The sequence below is a fragment of the Streptomyces sp. NPDC001634 genome, assembly GCF_040298185.1.
Taxonomy (GTDB): domain Bacteria; phylum Actinomycetota; class Actinomycetes; order Streptomycetales; family Streptomycetaceae; genus Streptomyces.
In genome coordinates, this window is record NZ_JBEOZU010000050.1 from 32667 (window position 1) to 51988 (window position 19322).

A 19322-nucleotide genomic window follows, 5' to 3' on the forward strand; every position below is an offset into this window, starting at 1 on the left:
CGTGAATCCATGAGCCAGACAGTCTTCTTCCGGGGCGCCGCGGCGCCCGATGCGCGCCTGCCGACACGCCCACGACACCGCACGGTCGTCAGCTGCACCCTGCTGGTGACCGCCCTCGGCGCGGGCCTTGTCGCCTGCGGATCCGACGAGCACCCGCTCGCGTCCAAGCCGTACGACGCGACGGGGCAGATCGCCTTCAACGCCCCTGTCGGCACCAACAAGAAGGCCGACCCCGACAAGCCCCTGGAGATCACGGCCACGCGGCTTGACGGACGCATCACGGACGTCACGGCCACCGATGCCCAGGGGCGCTACGTGGCCGGTGAACTCTCCGCCGACGGCAGCCGCTGGCACAGCACCTCACCGCTGGCCTCGGGCACCCACTACAAGGTGCAGGTGAGCACGGAGGACGATCACGGCAATCCCGGTCGTGAGGTCGTCGACTTCGACACCAGCACGCCGAAGACCAAGAAACTGCTGAACGTCACCTTCGGCCCCGACACGGGCACGTACGGCGTCGGCCAGCCCGTCACCGCCGAACTCAGCGAACCCGTCAAGGACAAGGCGTCCCGGGCGGTCGTCGAACGCGCCCTCAGGGTGGACTCGGTGCCCGCCGTGGAGGGCTCCTGGTACTGGGTGAACGACAAGACGCTGCACTACCGGCCCCAGGACTACTGGCCCGTCCACGCCACGATCACGGCCCACAGCAACCTCGCGGGCGTGAAGGTCGCCGACCGCCTCTGGGGCGGGGATACAAAGCCTCTGAAGCTCACCACGGGGGACCGCATAGTCGCCCTCACGGACGCCGGCGCGCACCGGATGACGGTCTACAAGAACGACCAGGTGATCAAGCAGATCCCCATCACCACCGGCAGGCCCGGCTACGAGACCCGCAACGGGGTCAAGGTCGTGCTGGCCAAGAGCTACGTCGTACGGATGCGCGGGACCACCATCGGAATCTCCGCGAACTCGGCGGACTCCTACGACCTGAACGTCTACTGGGACGTCCGGGTGACCTGGAGCGGCGAGTACGTGCACGCCGCGCCCTGGTCCGTCGGCTCCCAGGGATACGCCAACGTCAGCCACGGCTGCACCGGGATGAGCACCGGCAACGCCCAGTGGTTCTTCGGCGCCGTGCGGCCGGGCGACATCGTCAAGGTCGTCAACTCCAAGGGCCAGCAGATGACCCCGTTCGACAACGGCTTCGGCGACTGGAACCTCGCCTGGAGCAAGTGGCGCACAGGCAGCGCCCTGGCCGCGGACACCGCCAACGCCCCGGCCCCCCAGGACCAGTCAAGACTGCGCCCGGAGTCGATGTGAGACGGGGAGATCCGCGCCCCGTCAGGGGCGCGGGGCCGTGACATCGTGCGGCTCCGCCGCGATGGGGGTCCCCCTGTTCCAGCGAAGCCGAGAGCTTGGGGGAGCGACAAGCCCCGATGAACCCGCAGCCGCAGCCGCAGACCAGGCTGAGCGACCGAGCTCTCAGGCGCTCAAAAGGGCCTTGCGCCGCAACAACGCAGCCAGAGCCGAGGCGAACTCAACCGGCTCGACAGGCAGAGCCACCGCCGCATCGGCACGGCTCCACGTGGCCAACCACGCATCCTGCGGCCGAGCGATCAGCACCAGCACCGGCGGGCAGTTGAAGATCTCGTCCTTGATCTGCCGGCAGACGCCCATCCCGCCCATCGGCACGGCCTCGCCGTCCAGGACGCACACGTCGATGCCGCCCTTGTCCAGCTCCCTGACGACGGCGCCCGGCGTCGCGCACTCGACGAACTCGACCAGGGGAACGTCCGGAGCGGGCCTGCGCCCGGTCGCGAGCCGCACCTGTTCGCGGGTGGTGGAGTCGTCGCTGTAGACCAGCACCGTGGCGGTCGGCTGCATGCTTCCTCCGGTACGCAGTGGTTTCTGCCGTCGTACGGAATGGACCGTTGTGGCGGATGCTACTCCCTTGAACACGCGGTCAACAGCGGTTCGGACAGGGCTTCGATGGGCCATACGGGCAGTACACGCGGTACGGACACTCCGAACGGCACCCCCCGGAGTGAGGGCGAGATAAGCGACCGACATAATGTCGGTCGTGGCGACAGCAACGACAGTAGAAACCGGGCACGCGCACCCGTCGGTCAACAGGCCGAACCTCACCAGCGTCGGAACCATCATCTGGCTGAGTTCCGAGCTGATGTTCTTCGCGGCCCTCTTCGCGATGTACTTCACCCTGCGATCGGTGACCGGGCCGGCCCACTGGAAGGAGATGGCGAGCCATCTCAACTTCCCGTTCTCGGCGACGAACACCACGATCCTGGTGCTCTCCTCCCTCACCTGCCAGCTCGGCGTGTTCGCGGCCGAGCGCGGTGATGTGAAGAAGCTCCGGGGCTGGTTCATCGTCACCTTCATCATGGGCGCGATCTTCGTCGGCGGGCAGATCTTCGAGTACACCGAGCTGGTCAAGAAGGACGGCCTCTCGCTGTCCTCGGACCCGTACGGCTCGGTGTTCTACCTGACCACCGGCTTCCACGGCATGCACGTGACGGGTGGCCTCATCGCCTTCCTGCTGGTCCTCGGCCGCACCTACGCGGCGAAGAGGTTCACGCACGAGCAGGCGACCGCGGCCATCGTCGTGTCCTACTACTGGCACTTCGTCGATGTCGTCTGGATCGGCCTCTTCGCCACGATCTACATGATCAAGTAGTCGGCCGCCGGGCGCGGCGACGTTCACCCGAACGGGGAGAACCGATCGCCCGCGACGATCCGATCCATTTCCAGAAGCATCGACGCAGAAGATCCTGACACCGGGGTAATCCGTGAAAAAGCTCTCCGCACGACGACGCCATCCGCTGGCGGCTGTCGTCGTACTACTCCTCGCGCTGGCGGCCACCGGGGGGCTGTACGCCGCGTTCGCGCCCGCGAGCAAGGCGCAGGCCGATGAAACCGCCCAGTCCCTCGCCATCGAAGAGGGCAAGAAGCTCTACCAGGTGGGCTGCGCCAGCTGCCACGGCACCGGCGGTCAGGGCAGCTCCGACGGTCCGAGCCTGGTGGGCGTGGGCGCCGCGGCCGTGGACTTCCAGGTCGGCACCGGCCGTATGCCGGCCGCCACCTCGCAGGGCGCCCAGGTGCCGGCGAAGAAGAACATCTACACGCAGGCCCAGATCGACCAGATCGCGGCGTACATCGCCTCCCTCGGCGCCGGCCCGTCCGTGCCGACGAAGAACGACTACAGCCCCGAGGGCGCCGACATCGCCAAGGGCGGCGAGCTCTTCCGCACCAACTGCGCGCAGTGCCACAACTTCACCGGCAAGGGTGGCGCGCTGACGCACGGCAAGTACGCCCCGAGCCTCGAGGGTGTCGACCCGAAGCACATCTACGAGGCCATGCAGACCGGCCCGCAGAACATGCCGTCCTTCCCGGACACCACGCTGTCGCAGCAGAACAAGAAGGACATCATCGCGTACCTCAACGCGGTCAACGGTGACCAGACCACGAACCCCGGCGGGCTCGAGCTGGGCGGTCTCGGTCCGGTCTCCGAGGGCCTGTTCGGCTGGATCTTCGGACTCGGTGCGCTGATCGCGGTCGCCGTCTGGGTCGCCGCTCGGACCGCAAAGGCCAAGAAGTCATGAGTAGCCAAGACATTCCAGAAGAGAACCTGCCGGCTCAGCAGTCCGCAGGACACAACGAGCACGCGCCCGGTGCCGTGACGGTCGCGGACGAGCGGAACCCGTTCGCCGACCCGGGGCTGCCGCCCCACGAGCACCGCATCCAGGACATCGACGAGCGGGCCGCCAAGCGCTCCGAGCGCGCGGTCGCCCTGCTGTTCACCGTGTCGATGCTGGCCACCGTCGGCTTCATCGCCTCGTACGTCACGATCCCGAACGACAAGTCGATCTTCGTCTTCCCGATCGGGCACATCAGCGCGATGAACTTCGCGCTGGGCCTGACGCTGGGCGTGGCGCTGTTCTCGATCGGCGCGGGCGCGGTCCACTGGGCCCGCACCCTGATGTCCGACGTGGAGATCGCCGACGAGCGTCACCCCATCGAGGCGCCCCCCGAGGTCAAGGCCAAGGTCATGGCCGACTTCAAGCAGGGTGCCAAGGAGTCCGCGCTCGGCCGCCGCAAGCTGATCCGCAACACGATGTTCGGCGCGCTGGCCCTGTTCCCGCTCTCCGGCGTGATGCTGCTGCGTGACCTGGGCCCGCTGCCCGGCACCAAGCTGCGTCACACGATGTGGTCCAAGGGCAAGCTCCTCGTCAACATGAACACGAACGAGCCGATGCGTCCCTCGGACGTCGCGGTCGGTTCGCTCACCTTCGCCAAGCCCGAGGGCCTGGAGGAGACCGACGAGGACTTCCAGGTGCAGATCGCCAAGGCGGCCCTGATGCTCGTCCGGCTGCAGCCGGAGAACATCAAGGACAAGCGGGAACTTGAGTGGTCCCACCAGGGCATCGTGGCGTACTCGAAGATCTGCACCCACGTCGGTTGCCCGATCTCCCTGTACGAGCAGCAGACGCACCACGTCCTCTGCCCGTGCCACCAGTCCACCTTCGACCTCTCCGACGGCGCCCGGGTCATCTTCGGCCCGGCCGGTCACGCCCTGCCGCAGCTGCGTATCGGCGTCAACGCGGACGGTTACCTCGAAGCGCTCGGCGACTTCGAAGAGCCCGTCGGTCCTGCTTTCTGGGAGCGCGGATGAGTACTACACAGAGCAACGAATCTGCGCCGCGCGGAAAGGCTCCGGCCGGCGAGCGCGTCGCGGACTGGGCCGACGGCCGGCTGGGGATCTACTCCCTGGCCAAGTCCAACATGCGGAAGATCTTCCCCGACCACTGGTCGTTCATGTTGGGCGAGGTCTGCCTCTACAGCTTCATCATCATCATCCTCACGGGTGTGTATCTGACGCTGTTCTTCCACCCGTCGATGAACGAGGTGGAGTACCACGGCAGCTACGTCCCGCTGCAGGGCCAGCTGATGAGCGAGGCGTTCAACTCGACGCTGCACATCAGCTTCGACGTCCGTGGCGGTCTGCTGATCCGGCAGATCCACCACTGGGCGGCGCTGGTCTTCCTCGCCGGCATGTTCGTGCACATGATGCGCGTGTTCTTCACGGGCGCGTTCCGCAAGCCGCGTGAGATCAACTGGCTGTTCGGCTTCCTGCTGTTCGTCCTGGGCATGTTCACCGGCTTCACCGGTTACTCGCTCCCGGACGACCTGCTCTCCGGCACCGGTGTCCGCTTCATGGAGGGCGCGATCCTGTCCGTGCCGATCGTCGGCACGTACCTGTCGTTCTTCCTCTTCGGCGGCCAGTTCCCGGGCGGCGACTTCGTGGCCCGGTTCTACTCGATCCACATCCTGCTGCTGCCGGGCATCATGCTCGGCCTGGTGGTTGGCCACCTGATCCTGGTCTTCTACCACAAGCACACGCAGTTCGCGGGTCCCGGAAAGACGAACAACAACGTCGTCGGCATGCCGCTGCTGCCGGTCTACATGGCCAAGGCCGGAGGCTTCTTCTTCCTGGTCTTCGGTGTCATCGCGGCCATCGCGGCGATCGCCCAGATCAACCCGATCTGGGCCATGGGCCCCTACCGTCCGGACCAGGTGTCCACGGGTGCCCAGCCCGACTGGTACATGGGCTTCTCCGAGGGCCTGATCCGTACGATGCCGGGCTGGGAGATCAACGTCGCGGGGCACACGCTCGTCCTGGGTGTCTTCATCCCGCTGGTGATCTTCCCGCTGGTCCTGGTCGCGATCGCGGTCTACCCGTTCATCGAGTCCTGGGTCACCGGCGACAAGCGCGAGCACCACATCCTGGACCGCCCGCGCAACGCCCCGACGCGTACGGCCTTCGGTACCGCGTGGATCTCCTGGTACTTCGTCCTGCTCGTCGGTGGTGGCAACGACCTCTGGGCCACGCACTTCCACCTGTCGATCAACGCGATCACCTGGTTCGTCCGCATCGCCTTCTTCGTGGTCCCGGTGCTCGTGTTCATCGTCACCAAGCGGATCTGCCTCGGCCTCCAGCGCCGGGACAAGGACAAGGTGCTGCACGGCCGCGAGTCGGGCATCATCAAGCGGCTGCCGCACGGTGAGTTCATCGAGGTCCACGAGCCGCTCAGCCAGGACGCACTGCACACGCTCACGGCGCACCACCAGTACGACCCGGTGGAGCTGGGCCCGACGGTCGACGAGAACGGCGTCGAGCGCAAGTTCAAGGGCTCCGAGAAGCTGCGCGCCAAGCTGAGCAACGCGTACTACGGGGAGAACAACCAGATCCCCAAGCCCACGGTCGAGGAGTACAAGGAGATCACAAGCGGCCACGGCCACCACTGATCGCTGCGCACGCCACACCACGGTCGAAGGGCCCCGTCCGATGTTCGGACGGGGCCCTTCGCCCTGCTCCGGGCTGGATAGGGTGGACCCGTTCGAGATGCGCGTCCCGTAGTCCGGGACACCGACCCAGGAGCGGCTTATGAGCGCTGTGACCCCCGCTGGAGGCGACACCGCGGCGGGCCGTTCCTGGCCCGAGGTACTGAACGCCCTGCTGTACGGCCGTGACCAGAGCGCAGAAGCCACGGCCTGGGTGATGGACCGGATCATGCGCGGCGAGGCGACCGATGCGCAGATCGCCGGGTTCGTGGTGGCCCTCAGGGCCAAGGGCGAGACCGTCGAGGAGATCAACGGGCTCGTCCGGACGATGTACGAGCACGCCAATGTGATCGAGGTGCCCGGGCGGACGGTGGACATCGTCGGTACCGGTGGCGACGGTGCCAAGACCGTCAACATCTCCACCATGTCGGCGATCGTCGTCGCCGGCACGGGTGCCACGGTCGTCAAGCACGGCAACCGGGCGGCGTCCTCCGCGTCCGGCGCCTCGGACGTCCTGGAAAAGCTCGGCGTCAACCTGGAGCTGACCCCTCGGCGGGTGGCCGAGGTGGCCCAGGAGGCCGGGATCACCTTCTGCTTCGCGATCAAGTTCCACCCGGCGTTGCGCCATGTGGGCGCCGCGCGCGGCCAGTTGGGCATCCGCACGGTGTTCAACATCCTCGGCCCGCTGACCAACCCCGCCAAGGTGCGGGCCCAGGCGGTCGGGGTCGCGGATCCGCGTATGGCGCCGGTCGTCGCGGGCGTCTTCGCCGAACGCGGCAACTCCTCACTCGTCTTCCGTGGCGACGACGGTCTCGACGAGCTGACGACGACGGCCACCTCCCGGGTGTGGATCGTCCGGGACGGCAAGGTCACCGAGGAGACCTTCGATCCGCGTGACGTCGGCATTGAACTGGTGCCGGTGGAGGCACTGCGGGGCGGGGACCCCTCGTACAACGCGGAGGTCGCGCGCCATCTGCTGGAGGGCGAGAGGGGCCCGGTGCGGGACGCCGTACTGCTGAACTCGGCGGCCGCGCTGGTGGCCCTGGATCCGGGTTCCGGGACCCTGGCGGACCAGCTCCGGGCCGGTATGGAGAAGGCCGCGGAGTCGATCGACTCGGGGGCGGCGAAGCGGGCGCTGGAGCGCTGGGTGGCCGCGAGCAACAAGTAGGCCGTGAGGTGCCGGCGCCTTCGAGGCGCCGGCACCTTCGTGTGTCCCGGCATCCGGACACAAGTTGCAGGCGGGCGATCACGTCCCGTACTGTCCTGGTCAGGTCATGAGCGACAGCCTCTCGGCCCCGGCCGGCTGTCCGGCAACCCTCCGTCCGTGGCGGGGTGCCCCGGGTGAGGACCAGGCCGTAGGCAGCGAGGTCTGCGGCAAGCGCGGACCCCTCGCACGCTTCGACTGAGCGTGGGGCCAGGGGTCCTGGTCGTTCGAGGGAGCCTTCCGTGAGCAAGCGAATGCGATAGGGCCGCAGAGCCCCGCCTCCGCATCCCCTTTTCACCCCTTTTCCCGTGCTGTCGACGCAGCCGCGCGCCGTTGTGCGCGCCGTCCGGCACGGCGATTCCACCTGCTTTCACGGGAGTCACCCATGTCCGTCTCCACCGCTGCCGCCGACCAGTCCGTTTGCCGCAATATTTCCGGGGCGCTGCCCGTTCTGGGGCGTGATGTCACCGTCCCCCTCGTCACGGGTGGCGAGGTCACCTACGCCGCGCTCGACTACGCGGCCAGTGCCCCGGCGCTGCAGCGCGTCTGGGACGACGTGGCGGCGTACGCGCCGTACTACGGCAGTGTCCACCGCGGCGCCGGGTACCTGTCGCAGCTGTCCACCGACCTCTTCGAGAACGCCCGCAGGACGGTGGCCGAGTTCCTCGACTGCCGCGAGGGAGACCAGGTGATCTTCACCCGGTCCACCACCGACTCGCTCAACCTCCTCGCCGCCGCCCTTCCGGCCGACTGCCAGGTCTTCGTCTTCGAGACCGAGCACCATGCGTCGCTGCTGCCGTGGCGTGACGCCCGGGTCACCTGCCTCAACGCCCCGCGCACCCCGCAGCAGGCCGTCGAGAGCCTGGAGCGCGCCCTTGCCGGCCGCGACCCCCACGGCCCGGCTCTCGTCTGCGTCACCGGCGCCTCCAACGTCACCGGCGAGCTGTGGCCCGTACGCGAGCTGGCCGCGGCCGCCCATGCGCACGGCGCCCGTGTCGTCCTCGACGCCGCCCAGCTGGCTCCGCACCACCCCGTGTCCGTCCGCGACCTCGACGTCGACTGGGTGGCCTTCTCCGGTCACAAGCTGTACGCCCCCTTCGGCTCCGGAGTCCTGGCGGGCCGCGCCGACTGGCTGCGCGAGGCCGAGCCGTACCTGGCGGGCGGTGGCGCCAGCCGCAAGGTCACCCGGCGCGAGGACGGGGGAGTGGAGGTGGAGTGGCACGAGAGCGCCGCCCGCCACGAGGCCGGTTCCCCGAACGTGATCGGCGCCTACTCCATCGCATCCGCCTGCAAGGCGCTCACCGAGGCCGGTTTCGACACGCTCGTCGCCCGCGAACAGCACCTCATTCGCAAGGTCCGAGAAGGCCTGGCCGAGGTGCCCGAGGTGAAGATCCTCTCCCTCTTCGGCGACGACTCCCCGCGGGTCGGCGTGATCTCCTTCGTCGTCGAGGGCTGGAACAGCTCCCACTTCGCGGCGGCCCTCTCCGCCGAATACGGCATCGGCGTCCGCGACGGCCTTTTCTGCGCCCACCCGCTCGTGCGCACCCTGCTGGGCAGTGACCCGGAGACGCAGGGCGAGTGCGGCGCCCCCGAGGCAGCCCCCGGTGAGAAGTCGCTGAATGCGATCCGCGTCAGCTTCGGCGCCGGTACTCCCGACGAGCACGTGGAGCGCTTCGTGCGCGCGGTCAGGGAACTCGTCCGATACGGCGCGAAGTGGAACTACCGCACGGAGGACGGCCGTTGCGTCCCGGCGGTCTGATCCCCGAGGGGGCGCCGCCGGCCGGTGGCCGGATGCACGACGGGGCGTGAACGGTACGCCGCACGCCCCGTCCTCGTACCGATGCGGTCTAGTTGTCGAGCCCGATCGCGAACGCCGCCTCCAGGTCGTGCTGGGAGTAGGTGCGGAAGGCGACATGCGTATCCGTGCCCAGGACGCCCGGGATCTTGCTGATCCGTCCGGGGATGACGTCCGCCAGGTCGTCGTGGGCCTTCACCCGGACCATGGCGACGAGGTCGTACGTCCCGGTGACGGAGAAGACCTCGCTGACTGAGTCCAGCGCGGCGATCGACTCGGCGATCTCGGGGATCCGGTCCACGCTGGTCTTGATGAGCACGATCGCGGTGATCACGGCTGGTGTTCTCCCTCGGGGGCCTGGGCTGGTGGTTTCACCCTACTCGTACGGCCGTAGCGCACCCATGCGTAGACGAAGCCCAGTGAGAAGCCCACGAGGTGGGCCAGGTACGCCACCCCGGGGCCCTGCGCCGCGCGGCCCGCCGCCATCCACTGCAGGGCCGCCCAGAAGGGGAGCACCACCCAGGCCGGGAAGCGCAGTGGCAGGAAGAGCAGGAAAGGGAAGAGACTGGTCACCCGGGCCTTGGGGAACAGAAACAGGAATGCGCCGAGGACCGCGGAGATCGCCCCCGACGCTCCGACCAGCGTCTGTGCCGATTCGGCGTTGGCAGCCGCGTACGCGAGGAGCGCCAGATAGCCGCAACCCGCGTAGAACAGGGCGAACTCCACATGCCCCATCCGTTCCTCGGTCATCGCCCCGAAGACGTAGAGGAAGAGCATGTTGCCCAGCAGATGCACCCAGCTGCCGTGCACGAACAGCGCCGTCGCGGGCGTGATCGCGGCCCGTGGTGCCCCGCTGAACAGTTCCACGGGGACCACGCCCCAGCGGGAGAAATAGGCCCGCTGGGCGGTGAGCAGCGCATCCCCGGAGCCGAAGGCCGGGTTCAGTCCCGCAGCCGGTCCGATCAGGAAGACCAGACAGCACAGGGCGATCAGCCCGTACGTCATCGGCGCCGGCTGTCCCCGCAGTGCCCTGCCGGCCGCACTGCTCCAGGTGCTGATCATGGAACAGAGCATGGCGTAACGGGACCAATCCGCACAGAGTGCCTCGCCGCGTGGGACGGGCGGGCGGCGGGTACCCGCCAGGCCGTAGGGTTACGAGCCACACGCTCCAGGGAAACTGGCGCATCACGGAGACTGGAAGAAGGAAGAGCAGCCACGATGACGGTTCCCCTGCCGACCGAGACGACCCGCTGGCGCTGCACGCTCTGCGGCAACCTCACCCGCTTCGACGTCACCCGCTCGTCGAAGGTCGTCGAGTATGTGCACCTGGATCTGGCCGGGGAGCCGAAGGTCGAGGAGCGCGAGGTGGTCAGTGAGACCATCGAGTCGGTGCGTTGCCGCTGGTGCAACGCGGTGGATCAGGTGGAGCTCGTGGACAGGCCGGGTGCCGGCTCCTGAGGGAGGCGGCCCCGCACGGACAATGGGGTGACGGATGGTGGAGACTTCAGGCGGGGAGCCGGTCGACGGCACCGCTGAGGTGCTCGACCGTCCGCTGCCCGACGGCGTGCGCCGCCGGGTCGTGCAGATCGTGTCCGACGGCTTCGGCGGGCTGACCCTCGGCGAACTGCCCGCGCAGCTGCGGCAGTACGCCCGGTTCACCCCGAACCGCCGGGCCAAGTTCGCCGGCAACGCCATGGCGGCGGCCCTGGAGACCGATCCGCTGTTCCGGCAGCGCATCGCGGAGAAGCTCAGAGAGGCGCAGCCGGAGCTCACCGGCGCTCTCGACTCCGGCTCGCCGCCACCGGCCGCGGACCCGCTCGACGTGGCGGCCGCGGCCTATGTACTGCGCCCGGCGGGCTGGGTGAAGCTGGTGACCGCCGCGGGTGAGGAGGCCCAGCGGGCGGACGCCGAGCGTGCCGACGAGGAGAGCCGGGCCGAGCTGGAGCGGCTGCGCGAGGAGCTGACGGCAGCCCGCGACCACACCCGCGCCGAGACCGAGCGGTTGCGCACGGAGCTGGACGCGGCGCGCAAGGAAGCCGAATCGCTTCACCGCAAGCTGCGCGCCGCCTTCAGCGATGTGAAGCGCGGCGAGGCCGCCCTGCGCAAGGTGCAGGGCGAGGTCGAGGCCGTACGGGCCGAGGGCCAGGCGCAGGTCTCCGCAGCCGAGAGCGAAGCCCGCCGGCTCAAGGCGCGCCTCGGCGAGGTGGAGGCCACCCTGGAGGCCACCCGCAGGGCGGCCCGCGAGGGGCGCAGCGTCGAGGACATGCGGGTACGGCTGTTGCTCGACACCGTCCTCGACGCCGCGCAGGGGCTGCGGCGCGAACTGGCGCTGCCGCCGGTCTCCGTACGCCCGGCCGAGACCGTGGATGCGGTCGAACCGGGACGGATGACCCCGAAGGACATCGCCGCTCGCGCGCTGTCCGAAAACGATCCCGCGATCCTCGACCAGTTGCTCGCGCTGCCGCAGGCGCATCTGGTCGTCGACGGCTACAACGTCACCAAGACCGGCTATCCGCAGATGCCGCTGGAGAAGCAGCGGTTGCGGCTCCTCGGACAGCTCTCGCAGCTCGCGGCGCAGAGCGGCGCCGAGGTCACCTGCGTCTTCGACGGGGCCGAACTGGCCGCCCCCGTGCTGCTCGCGCCCCCGCGCGGAGTGCGGGTGCTGTTCTCCAAGCCGGGCGTCACCGCGGACGAGTTGATCCGCCAGCTGGTGCGTGCCGAGCCACCGGGTCGTCCGGTCATCGTCGCCTCCACCGACCGCGAGGTGGCCGACGGGGTCGCCAGGGCGGGCGCACGGCCGGTCGCGTCGGCGGTGCTGCTCAAGCGACTTTCCCGGGCATAACGGACTCCCTTGCCGGGCTTGTTTCTTGCCGCCAAAACCCCCTGGGCAACCCCTGTACCAAGTGCAACATCCGTCGGGCATGCCCGAATTAAGGGAATCGTCACGCAACGTAGCGTCAAGCCCACCTCACCCCACGTGAGTTCAGTGCAAAGAATGCATTGCGTGACGGGAATTTTCCCGCCCAGGATTTGAACTGATCACAGCAAGGTCACTAGGGTCTGGCGTCGAACCTCCGCTCGGGCGATCACTCATAAGGAGTGACGGTGGAGGGGCACCGCCCGCCGGCGTGTCGGTAGGCGGCTGAAGGAAGAAGGAGCTCGCCTCCGTGGCGTCCCACCGTCGACCGAAGCAGCCGAGCCGCACACGTGTGACCGTGCTCACCACCGCAGCCGCCGCTGCCGTCGCTTTCAGTGCGCAGGCCGCCAATGCCGCGCCCAGCGAGAAGCCGAGCAAGGACGAGGTCAAGGCCAAGGTCGACGCGCTCTACGAGCAGGCGGAGAAGGCCACCGAGAAGCTCGACGGGGCCAAGGAGAAGCAGGACAAGCTGCAGAAGGAAATCTCCACCCTGCAGGACAAGGTCGCCCGCGGCCAGGACGAGCTCAACAAGCTCCGCGACGGCATAGGCGCGATGGCCAGTGCGCAGTACCGCACCGGCAGCATCGACCCCTCCGTCCAGCTCTTCCTCTCCTCGAACCCGGACGACTACCTGGACAAGGCGTCGACGCTCAACCAGTTGAGCAGCCAGCAGGTCGAGGCGCTGAAGAAGATCCAGGAGAAGCAGCGCGAGCTGGCACAGGAGCGCCAGGAAGCCTCCGCCAAGCTCAAGGACCTGACCGCCACCCGCACCGAGCTCGCCAAGCAGAAGCAGGAAGTCCAGGCCAAACTGGCCTCGGCGCAGAAGCTCCTCAACAGCCTCACGGCCGCGGAGAGGGCCGCTCTGGCGGCGGCGGACCAGCGCGCCAGCCGCGCAAGCGAGCGCAGCGTCATCAGCGGCTCCACCAAGGCCGCCTCCGGCCGGGCCGCCGCCGCGTTCTCCGCGGCACAGAGCAAGATCGGCTCGCCGTACGTCTACGGTGCCTCGGGTCCCAGCTCCTTCGACTGCTCCGGTCTCACCTCCTGGGCCTACGCCCAGGCCGGCGTCTCCATACCGCGTACCTCCGAGGCGCAGGCCGACGCCGGCACGCGTATCTACTCGGAGAGCGATCTGCAGGTCGGCGACCTGGTCATCTTCTACGGCGACTTCCACCACGTCGGCCTCTACGCGGGCAACGGCCAGGTGCTGCACGCCCCGCACACGGGTGCCGTCGTGCGCTACGAGGCGATGTCCGACATGACGTTCGAGTTCGGCGTCCGCATCTGATCCACCCTCCGCACGGCCCCTCGTCACACCGCCCGAACGAGGGAATCCCAGCGACTCCCGCTGACCCCACGCCCCGCCGATGACCTGCGTCAGCGGCGGGGCGTCGCTTTGTGTGCCCGTCGGACTCTTTGAGCCGGGAGTGATCACCCGGCTACTGTCTGCCGCGTTTCCCCCGCCGTGTGGCGGGGGTTTGTCAGCGGAAGGGAGTGCGACCGGTCGTGGGGTCCCATCGCCGCCTTGCACCAGCCGGCCTCGGCCGGGGCCGCGGCGCCACAGCCGTCTTTCTGTCCGCCGCGGCGGCCACCGCCGCGGCGGCCACCGCCGCGGCCCTCGGCGCCGTACCGGCGGCCGCCGCGCCGCACAACGAGACCCGGGCCACGGTGGACCGGCTGTACCAGGAGGCCGAGAAGGCCACCGAGGCGTACAACAAGGCCGGCGAGCAAGCCGGTTCGCTGCGCCGGCAGCTCGGCCGGGCACAGGACCGGATCGCCCGGCAGCAGGACCGCGTGAACGCCATACGGGACGCGCTCGGCGCGCTCGCCGGGGCCCAGTACCGCTCCGGAGGCCTTGACTCCTCCCTTGCGCTGCTGCTCTCCGACAACCCCGGCGAGTACCTCGACAGGGCGAGCGCGCTCGACCGGATCGGCGCCCGCCAGGCCGGTCAGCTCAGGGAGCTCGAGACCGCCCTGCGCGAACTGGCCCAGGAGCGCGCGGAGGTGGCCGACGAGCTCGCCGAGCTGGAGAAGAGCCGCAGGGCCGTCGCGCTGCACAAGAAGTCCGTCGAGCAGAAGCTCGCCAAGGCCCAGCGGCTGCTCAACTCCCTGCCGCTCGCCGAGCGCTCCGCCTACGAACGGGCGTCCCGCTCCGGCGGGGACGTGCCCGACCTCACCGGTGCCGCCCCGCCCGACGCCCGCGCGGCCGCCGCCCTCGCCGCGGCCCGCTCCGCGCTCGGCCGCCCGTATGTGTGGGGCGCCAACGGGCCCGGCGGCTTCGACTGCTCGGGCCTGATGCAGTGGGCGTACGCGCAGGCGGGCGTCGGACTGCCGCGCACCTCGCAGGAGCAGCGGTACGCAGGCCGCCAGGTGCCGCTCTCCCAGGCCCGGCCCGGCGACCTGGTCGTCTACCGCTCCGACGCCAGCCATGTGGCGATGTACGTCGGCGACGGCCAGGTCATCCACGCGCCGCACCCGGGGGCCGCGGTGCGCTACGACCCCGTCGGCATGCTGCCGGTCTCGTCGGTCACCAGGCCCTGACCCACGGTGTCCATACGGGAGCGGACCGGCGCGTACCATCGGCGGGTGGCTGGTCGTGGGCGTGTCTCGGGGGTCGTGGCGGGGTGTGTGCTGCTGCTCGCCGGGCTCGTCGGCTGTGGCGGTGCGTCGGCCCAGGACACCCAGACGGCCGCCGTGCAGCAGGTGCTCGACCGGCGGGCGACGGCGGTGCTGGACGGGGACCGGTCCGCGTTCCTGGCGACCGAGGCACGGACCGCGGACACCACCGGCAGGCTCGCCGCCGGCGCGGCGGAGTTCGACAACCTCCGCGCCCTGCCGCTGGCCGCCTGGTCGTACCGACTCACCGCCCTGCACCGCACCGGCGACGGTGCCACCGCCGACGCCGAACTGCGCTATCGCGTCAAGGGCTACGACCGGGCACCGGTCACCGCCGCCCGCGCGCTGCGGCTGACCCGCGCCGGCGGACGCTGGTACGTCAGCTCCGACGAGCCCGCCGAGAGGGCCAACCAGCAGCTGTGGGAGCAGGGGGCCGTCGAGGTGGTCCGCGGGGCGCACAGCCTCGTCCTCGGGGTCGGGCAGCCGGGGACCCTGCTGCGGACCTACGCGCATCTCGCGGACCGGGCGGTGCCCGCTGTCACCAGGGCATGGGGCTCCGGCTGGCCGGGGCACGTCGTGGTCCTCGTACCGCGGTCGGTGGAGGGAATGGCGGGCCTGCTCGGCGCGTCGGCGTCCGGATACCGGGGGATCGCCGCGGTCACCACCGGTGAGGCGGGCGGTACGGGGCAGGCGCCCGCGGACCGGATCATCGTCAACCCCGATGCCTACGGCCTCCTCGGCGACCTGGGCAAACAGGTCGTGCTCACGCACGAGACCACCCATGTCGCCACCCGCGCCCACACCACGCCGGCCACGCCCCTGTGGCTCTCCGAGGGGTACGCCGACTGGGTCGGCTACCGCGGCAGCGGCCGTACGCCCCGGCAGGTGGCCCCCGAACTGGATCGTTCCGTCGCGCTGGGGCGTGTCCCGGCGGCGCTGCCGGAGGACGGGGACTTCGCCTTCGCCGGGGAGGCGGAGAAGCTGGCGCAGGCGTACGAGGGCGGCTGGATGGCCTGCCGGATGATCGCGGACCGCTGGGGCGAGGCCCGGCTGAACGACTTCTACCGGGCAGTGGGCGACCACCGGAAGCGCGCGGGGGCGGTCGAGGGCGCGATGCAGAAGGTGCTCGGGACGACTCCGGAGAAGTTCACGCAGCAGTGGCGGGCGTATCTGAAGGAACAACTGGGCTGACCCGCCCCGGAGTTCAGCCCTCCAGCTGCGCGATCGCCTCCCTCAGCCAGGTCCTCTCCGCCTCGCCCGTCGCCCGGGCGACCCGCAGCATGCCCTGCCGGAACAGGTCGTCGGCCTCCTCGGCCCGTACGGGCTCGCCGTCGCGGTAGAAGAAGCTCGCCGGGGTCTCGAGGAAGTCCAGGCGGCGGCGGAGGACCTTGGCCTGTTCCGTGCGGTCCGGGAGGTGACGCAGGAAGGCGAGCACGGTGTTGAAGCGCACGTGGTCGGTGATCTCCGCCTGCTTGGGGTGCCGCAGCCGCTCCCGGAGGTCTTCGCGGCCCTCCTCGGTGAGCGACAGGATGCGGCGCGGGGCCGCGCTCGTCCCCGGCTCGGTGTGCTGGTCCAGCCTGCCCGCGGCCACCAGCCGGTTGATGGCGGGGTAGAGGGCGCCGTCGCTGACCGGGCGGACATGGCCGCTCAGGGCTTTGATCCGTTCCTTCAGCTCATAGCCGTGCAGCGGTTCCTCCGCCAGGAAGCCCAGGATCGACAGTTCCAGCACCGGTCGGCTCCTTCTTGCAGACGTCGTACACCCATGATACCTCTTATCGAGTTACCTCGAATCGAGGTAAGTCGGATCGAGGGATATGGAAGAGGTACTGCCGTGAACGCCCATCGCAAGCAGCTGATATCGCTCGCCCATCCCGTCTACTTCTCCCTGCTCGCCTCCGTGGCCGCCGGGATCATCAACACCGTCTGGGTCTCCCGGCTCGGTGGCCCGGCCGTGGCGGCGGTCGCCGTCGCGACCAACACGGAGAACGTGCTGCTCGGCGTCGCCCTCGTTTTCGCCTCCGGCACCACCGTCCTGGTCGCCCATGCCCGGGGCGCCCGGGATCCGGGAGCGGTCCGCGCGGCCGTACGCGGCGGATGGCTGCTGTGCGCGGTGATCACACCGGTCGTCATGGCCGGCGGCTACCTGCTGCGGGAACCCCTCGCCCGGCTGGTCCTGGGCGGCGACGGCCCCGCACTGTCCCTCGCCGTCGGCTACTGCGCGATCTCCCTGCCCGGCGTCGCGGTCTTCTTCGCCCAGCAGCTTGTGGACGGCGTCCTCAAGGGGACCGGCGACACCCGCACCCCGATGCGCCTCGCGCTCCTCGCCAACGGGCTGATCCTCGTCGGCGACCCGCTGCTCATCCATCTCTACGGCGTCCCGGGCGCCGCCGCCTCGACGGTGCTGTGCCGTGCCGTCGCCCTGGCGGTGGGGCTGCGCGCCCTGCGCCGCAACGCCCTCCTGCGGACCTCCCTGGGCGTCCCGCCCGCCGAGACCGCCGGTGCCGCCCTGCGCCGCACGCTGACCACCGGTCTGCCGATGTCCGCCGACTTCACCGTGCGGCAGACCGGGGCGCTGGTCCTGGTCGCGATCGTGGCCCGGCTCGGGGTGACGGCCGTGGCCGCGTACGCGATCGCCTACAAGGCGATGTACATCGCGACCATGGCCTTCTACGCCGTGCGGCAGGCCGCCTCCATCCACACCGCGCACACCCGGGGCGCGGGCCGGGACGAGAGGTGGGCCATCGGGCGGCAGGCCGTGCTCGTGTCGGGGACGGTGGGGCTGGCCGCGGTGGCGTTGCTGTGCGCCCTCGCGCCATGGATCATGCGTGCCTTCGGTGCCGGTCCCGCGGTCGCGCACGACGGGGTGCTCTTCCTGCGCTGCATCGGCCCGTACCTGCTGCTGATGGCCTGTTTCATCGCGCTCGGCGGGGTCCTCGAGGGCAGCGGGGGCGCGCCCCTGCTGCTGCGCGTGACGCTGCTCGGCACGGTGGTGCAGCTACCGCTCGCCCATGTCCTGTCGGGGCTCGGGCTGCCCGGCATCTGTCTGGCGTTCGCGCTCTCCATGGCGCTGCAGTGCGGCGCGCTGCTTCTGCTCGCGCGCCGTCAGGAGGGCGTGAGGGTCTCCTGGGTGCGGGCGGCCTGAGTCGGTACGGTCGGGGCCGGCCGCGAGACCGTGCCGCGCCACAGCTCCCGGGCGGCGGTCAGCGTGGCGAGCACCAGCAGGCCGTTGCGGGCGAAGAGGAGCGAGACGCCCAGCCGGTTGCTTGCGACGACGTCCCCGAAGTGGACCGGGAACTCCAGGACCGTGGCGAGGCAGGCGGCCAGCACCATCACGGCGGGCGGCGTCATCCGGCTGCCACGGAAGCACAGACAGACCGCCGCGAGCCCGACCAGCCACACCAGGTACTGCGGGCTGATCACCCGGCTGGTGACCGTGAACATCAGCACCGCCACGAACGCCGCGTCCGCGATGGTGTGCGACGGCATGCGCCGCACACTCACCCGCCACAGCAGCATCCAGCCGAAGGCGATCACGGTCAGGAACAGGGCCGCCGCGCTGACCCAGTCGACGTACGGGCCGACGAACTCCACCGAGCCGTAGTGGAACATCACCTGGCCCTGCCAGCCGAAGTGCCGGGCCACATGGAAGACCAACGAGCCCACCGACTCGACCTCGGTGCCGCGGTTGCGCTGGGAGGTCAGGAAGGAGAAGGCCCCGGGCATCGTCAGAGCGAACAGCACAGCGAGGACCCCGGCCGTCGCAGCCGCGGACAACCAGGCCCGGCGCCTCACGGCACCCGCCAGCAGCAGCGCCGGCCACACCTTCAGCAGTGCGCCGAAGCCCACGAGCGCGCCCATCACCCGCGGGTGGCGCGCCCCGGCCAGCAGTGCGGCCACGGCCACCGCCGTCACCATCAGGTCGTAGCGGGCGTACACGGTCGGTCCGAGCAGGGCGACGCCGATCACCCAGACCCAGGCGCCGCGCAGCGTCTTGCCGGGGCGCAGCCCTGCGTACTGCAGCAGGCAGAAGACCCCCAGGTCGGCGAGGAAGGCGAGGACGTAGAAGGCCTGCGTGTAGTCCATGAAGGGCAGCAGCCCGGGGGAGAGGATCGCGAGCGCGGCGGCGGGCGGGTACTGCCAGGTGACGTCGTTCAGCGGGAACGATCCGGTGCGCAGGGTGCCGTACCAGCCCTGGTAGATCACGGAGACGTCGGTGGTGATGTCCGGGCCCGGGAAGATCCACACCTTGAAGACGAAGAGCAGCAGGACCAGTCTGGTCAGGACCCAAGTGGCGATCAGCCAGCCCGGGAACCGCCGTGTGCCCGCCATGTCCACCTGATCCCCCGTCCGTGCGCCGCTCGCGTCGCAGTTGCGTCGATGAGCCATGATCCCCCGTCGGACAATGCGAGGGCCATGAAGCGCGGCCGTACGGAGCT

General features: G+C 69.9%; 18 protein-coding genes and 1 riboswitch. Of the genes, 13 read left to right on the plus strand and 5 right to left on the minus strand.

The features are described from left to right. Positions 1 to 9 precede the first annotated feature (9 nt). A complete protein-coding gene (locus ABT186_RS29035; protein WP_502973353.1) occupies positions 10 to 1320 on the plus strand; it encodes a L,D-transpeptidase in 1311 nt (436 codons plus the stop codon). 162 nt (positions 1321 to 1482) lie between these two features. Here the strand turns inward: ABT186_RS29035 and ABT186_RS29040 are convergent, their stop codons facing one another. Further along, positions 1483 to 1884: a response regulator gene (locus tag ABT186_RS29040; RefSeq protein ID WP_351236334.1), complete on the minus strand. Its 402-nt coding sequence runs from the start codon at positions 1882 to 1884 to the stop codon at positions 1483 to 1485. 187 nt (positions 1885 to 2071) lie between these two features. Between ABT186_RS29040 and ctaE the strand changes: the two genes are divergently transcribed. From ctaE to ABT186_RS29070, 6 genes are all read left to right on the plus strand, one after another. Continuing rightward, positions 2072 to 2692: an aa3-type cytochrome oxidase subunit III gene (ctaE, locus tag ABT186_RS29045; RefSeq protein ID WP_351236336.1), complete on the plus strand. Its 621-nt coding sequence runs from the start codon at positions 2072 to 2074 to the stop codon at positions 2690 to 2692. 112 nt (positions 2693 to 2804) lie between these two features. After that, positions 2805 to 3617: a cytochrome bc1 complex diheme cytochrome c subunit gene (gene qcrC, locus ABT186_RS29050; protein WP_351236338.1), complete on the plus strand. Its 813-nt coding sequence runs from the start codon at positions 2805 to 2807 to the stop codon at positions 3615 to 3617. Beyond that, positions 3614 to 4687 (plus strand): cytochrome bc1 complex Rieske iron-sulfur subunit, encoded by a 1074-nt coding sequence (qcrA, locus tag ABT186_RS29055; protein WP_351236340.1) that lies wholly within the window; start codon positions 3614 to 3616, stop codon positions 4685 to 4687. The genes qcrC and qcrA overlap by 4 nt, the downstream gene beginning before the upstream one ends. Next, positions 4684 to 6321 (plus strand): cytochrome bc1 complex cytochrome b subunit, encoded by a 1638-nt coding sequence (qcrB, locus tag ABT186_RS29060; RefSeq protein ID WP_351236342.1) that lies wholly within the window; start codon positions 4684 to 4686, stop codon positions 6319 to 6321. The genes qcrA and qcrB overlap by 4 nt, the downstream gene beginning before the upstream one ends. 139 nt (positions 6322 to 6460) lie before the next feature. Beyond that, entirely contained in the window at positions 6461 to 7525 is a 1065-nt protein-coding gene (gene trpD, locus ABT186_RS29065) for an anthranilate phosphoribosyltransferase (protein WP_351927561.1), read from the plus strand. A gap of 102 nt (positions 7526 to 7627) precedes the next feature. Continuing rightward, a riboswitch (SAM riboswitch) is annotated at positions 7628 to 7744 on the plus strand. Positions 7745 to 7946: 202 nt separating this feature from the next. After that, a complete protein-coding gene (locus tag ABT186_RS29070) occupies positions 7947 to 9320 on the plus strand; it encodes an aminotransferase class V-fold PLP-dependent enzyme (RefSeq protein WP_351927563.1) in 1374 nt (457 codons plus the stop codon). 88 nt (positions 9321 to 9408) lie between these two features. Here ABT186_RS29070 and ABT186_RS29075 read toward each other — a convergent pair whose 3' ends face one another. Both ABT186_RS29075 and ABT186_RS29080 read right to left on the minus strand, forming a co-directional pair. After that, the gene (locus ABT186_RS29075; RefSeq protein ID WP_351236348.1) at positions 9409 to 9690 is read right to left on the minus strand and encodes an Lrp/AsnC family transcriptional regulator; all 282 of its coding nucleotides are present in this window, start codon (positions 9688 to 9690) and stop codon (positions 9409 to 9411) included. After that, entirely contained in the window at positions 9687 to 10418 is a 732-nt protein-coding gene (locus ABT186_RS29080) for a rhomboid family intramembrane serine protease (protein WP_351236350.1), read from the minus strand. The genes ABT186_RS29075 and ABT186_RS29080 overlap by 4 nt, the downstream gene beginning before the upstream one ends. Positions 10419 to 10574: 156 nt before the next feature. On the opposite strand from ABT186_RS29080, the gene ABT186_RS29085 reads away from it, so the two are divergent. The 5 genes from ABT186_RS29085 to ABT186_RS29105 all read left to right on the plus strand — a co-directional run bounded on the left by ABT186_RS29085 (position 10575) and on the right by ABT186_RS29105 (position 16077). Beyond that, positions 10575 to 10814: a hypothetical protein gene (locus tag ABT186_RS29085; protein ID WP_103843079.1), complete on the plus strand. Its 240-nt coding sequence runs from the start codon at positions 10575 to 10577 to the stop codon at positions 10812 to 10814. 34 nt (positions 10815 to 10848) lie between these two features. Beyond that, the gene (locus ABT186_RS29090; RefSeq protein WP_351236352.1) at positions 10849 to 12198 is read left to right on the plus strand and encodes an NYN domain-containing protein; all 1350 of its coding nucleotides are present in this window, start codon (positions 10849 to 10851) and stop codon (positions 12196 to 12198) included. 325 nt (positions 12199 to 12523) lie between these two features. Next, the gene (locus ABT186_RS29095; protein ID WP_351927565.1) at positions 12524 to 13558 is read left to right on the plus strand and encodes a C40 family peptidase; all 1035 of its coding nucleotides are present in this window, start codon (positions 12524 to 12526) and stop codon (positions 13556 to 13558) included. Positions 13559 to 13776: 218 nt separating this feature from the next. Then, entirely contained in the window at positions 13777 to 14811 is a 1035-nt protein-coding gene (locus ABT186_RS29100) for a C40 family peptidase (RefSeq protein ID WP_351927567.1), read from the plus strand. Between the two features lie 45 nt (positions 14812 to 14856). Then, complete coding sequence (locus tag ABT186_RS29105; RefSeq protein WP_351927569.1) at positions 14857 to 16077, plus strand: hypothetical protein; 1221 nt, start codon at positions 14857 to 14859, stop codon at positions 16075 to 16077. Positions 16078 to 16090: 13 nt separating this feature from the next. Here ABT186_RS29105 and ABT186_RS29110 read toward each other — a convergent pair whose 3' ends face one another. Beyond that, positions 16091 to 16615 carry a PadR family transcriptional regulator gene (locus ABT186_RS29110; protein ID WP_351235994.1) on the minus strand — a complete coding sequence of 175 codons (525 nt, stop codon included), beginning with the start codon at positions 16613 to 16615 and terminating at the stop codon, positions 16091 to 16093. 102 nt (positions 16616 to 16717) lie between these two features. Here ABT186_RS29110 and ABT186_RS29115 point away from each other — a divergent pair, with 102 nt between their 5' ends. Further along, a complete protein-coding gene (locus ABT186_RS29115) occupies positions 16718 to 18028 on the plus strand; it encodes an MATE family efflux transporter (protein ID WP_351927571.1) in 1311 nt (436 codons plus the stop codon). On the opposite strand, the gene ABT186_RS29120 is transcribed toward ABT186_RS29115, so the two are convergent. Further along, positions 17989 to 19221 (minus strand): glycosyltransferase 87 family protein, encoded by a 1233-nt coding sequence (locus tag ABT186_RS29120; protein ID WP_502973356.1) that lies wholly within the window; start codon positions 19219 to 19221, stop codon positions 17989 to 17991. The two genes, ABT186_RS29115 and ABT186_RS29120, sit on opposite strands and share 40 nt — an antisense overlap. Positions 19222 to 19322: the final 101 nt, after the last annotated feature.

What these genes read in the sequence shown, in the direction of transcription:
- ABT186_RS29035 (WP_502973353.1), top strand. Translation starts at nt 10, where the DNA reads ATGAGCCAGACAGTCTTCTTCCGGGGCGCCGCGGCGCCCGATGCGCGC.
- ABT186_RS29040 (WP_351236334.1), bottom strand. Translation starts at nt 1,884, where the DNA reads ATGCAGCCGACCGCCACGGTGCTGGTCTACAGCGACGACTCCACCACC.
- ctaE (WP_351236336.1), top strand. Translation starts at nt 2,072, where the DNA reads ATGTCGGTCGTGGCGACAGCAACGACAGTAGAAACCGGGCACGCGCAC.
- qcrA (WP_351236340.1), top strand. Translation starts at nt 3,614, where the DNA reads ATGAGTAGCCAAGACATTCCAGAAGAGAACCTGCCGGCTCAGCAGTCC.
- qcrB (WP_351236342.1), top strand. Translation starts at nt 4,684, where the DNA reads ATGAGTACTACACAGAGCAACGAATCTGCGCCGCGCGGAAAGGCTCCG.
- trpD (WP_351927561.1), top strand. Translation starts at nt 6,461, where the DNA reads ATGAGCGCTGTGACCCCCGCTGGAGGCGACACCGCGGCGGGCCGTTCC.
- ABT186_RS29070 (WP_351927563.1), top strand. Translation starts at nt 7,947, where the DNA reads ATGTCCGTCTCCACCGCTGCCGCCGACCAGTCCGTTTGCCGCAATATT.
- ABT186_RS29080 (WP_351236350.1), bottom strand. Translation starts at nt 10,418, where the DNA reads ATGATCAGCACCTGGAGCAGTGCGGCCGGCAGGGCACTGCGGGGACAG.
- ABT186_RS29085 (WP_103843079.1), top strand. Translation starts at nt 10,575, where the DNA reads ATGACGGTTCCCCTGCCGACCGAGACGACCCGCTGGCGCTGCACGCTC.
- ABT186_RS29090 (WP_351236352.1), top strand. Translation starts at nt 10,849, where the DNA reads ATGGTGGAGACTTCAGGCGGGGAGCCGGTCGACGGCACCGCTGAGGTG.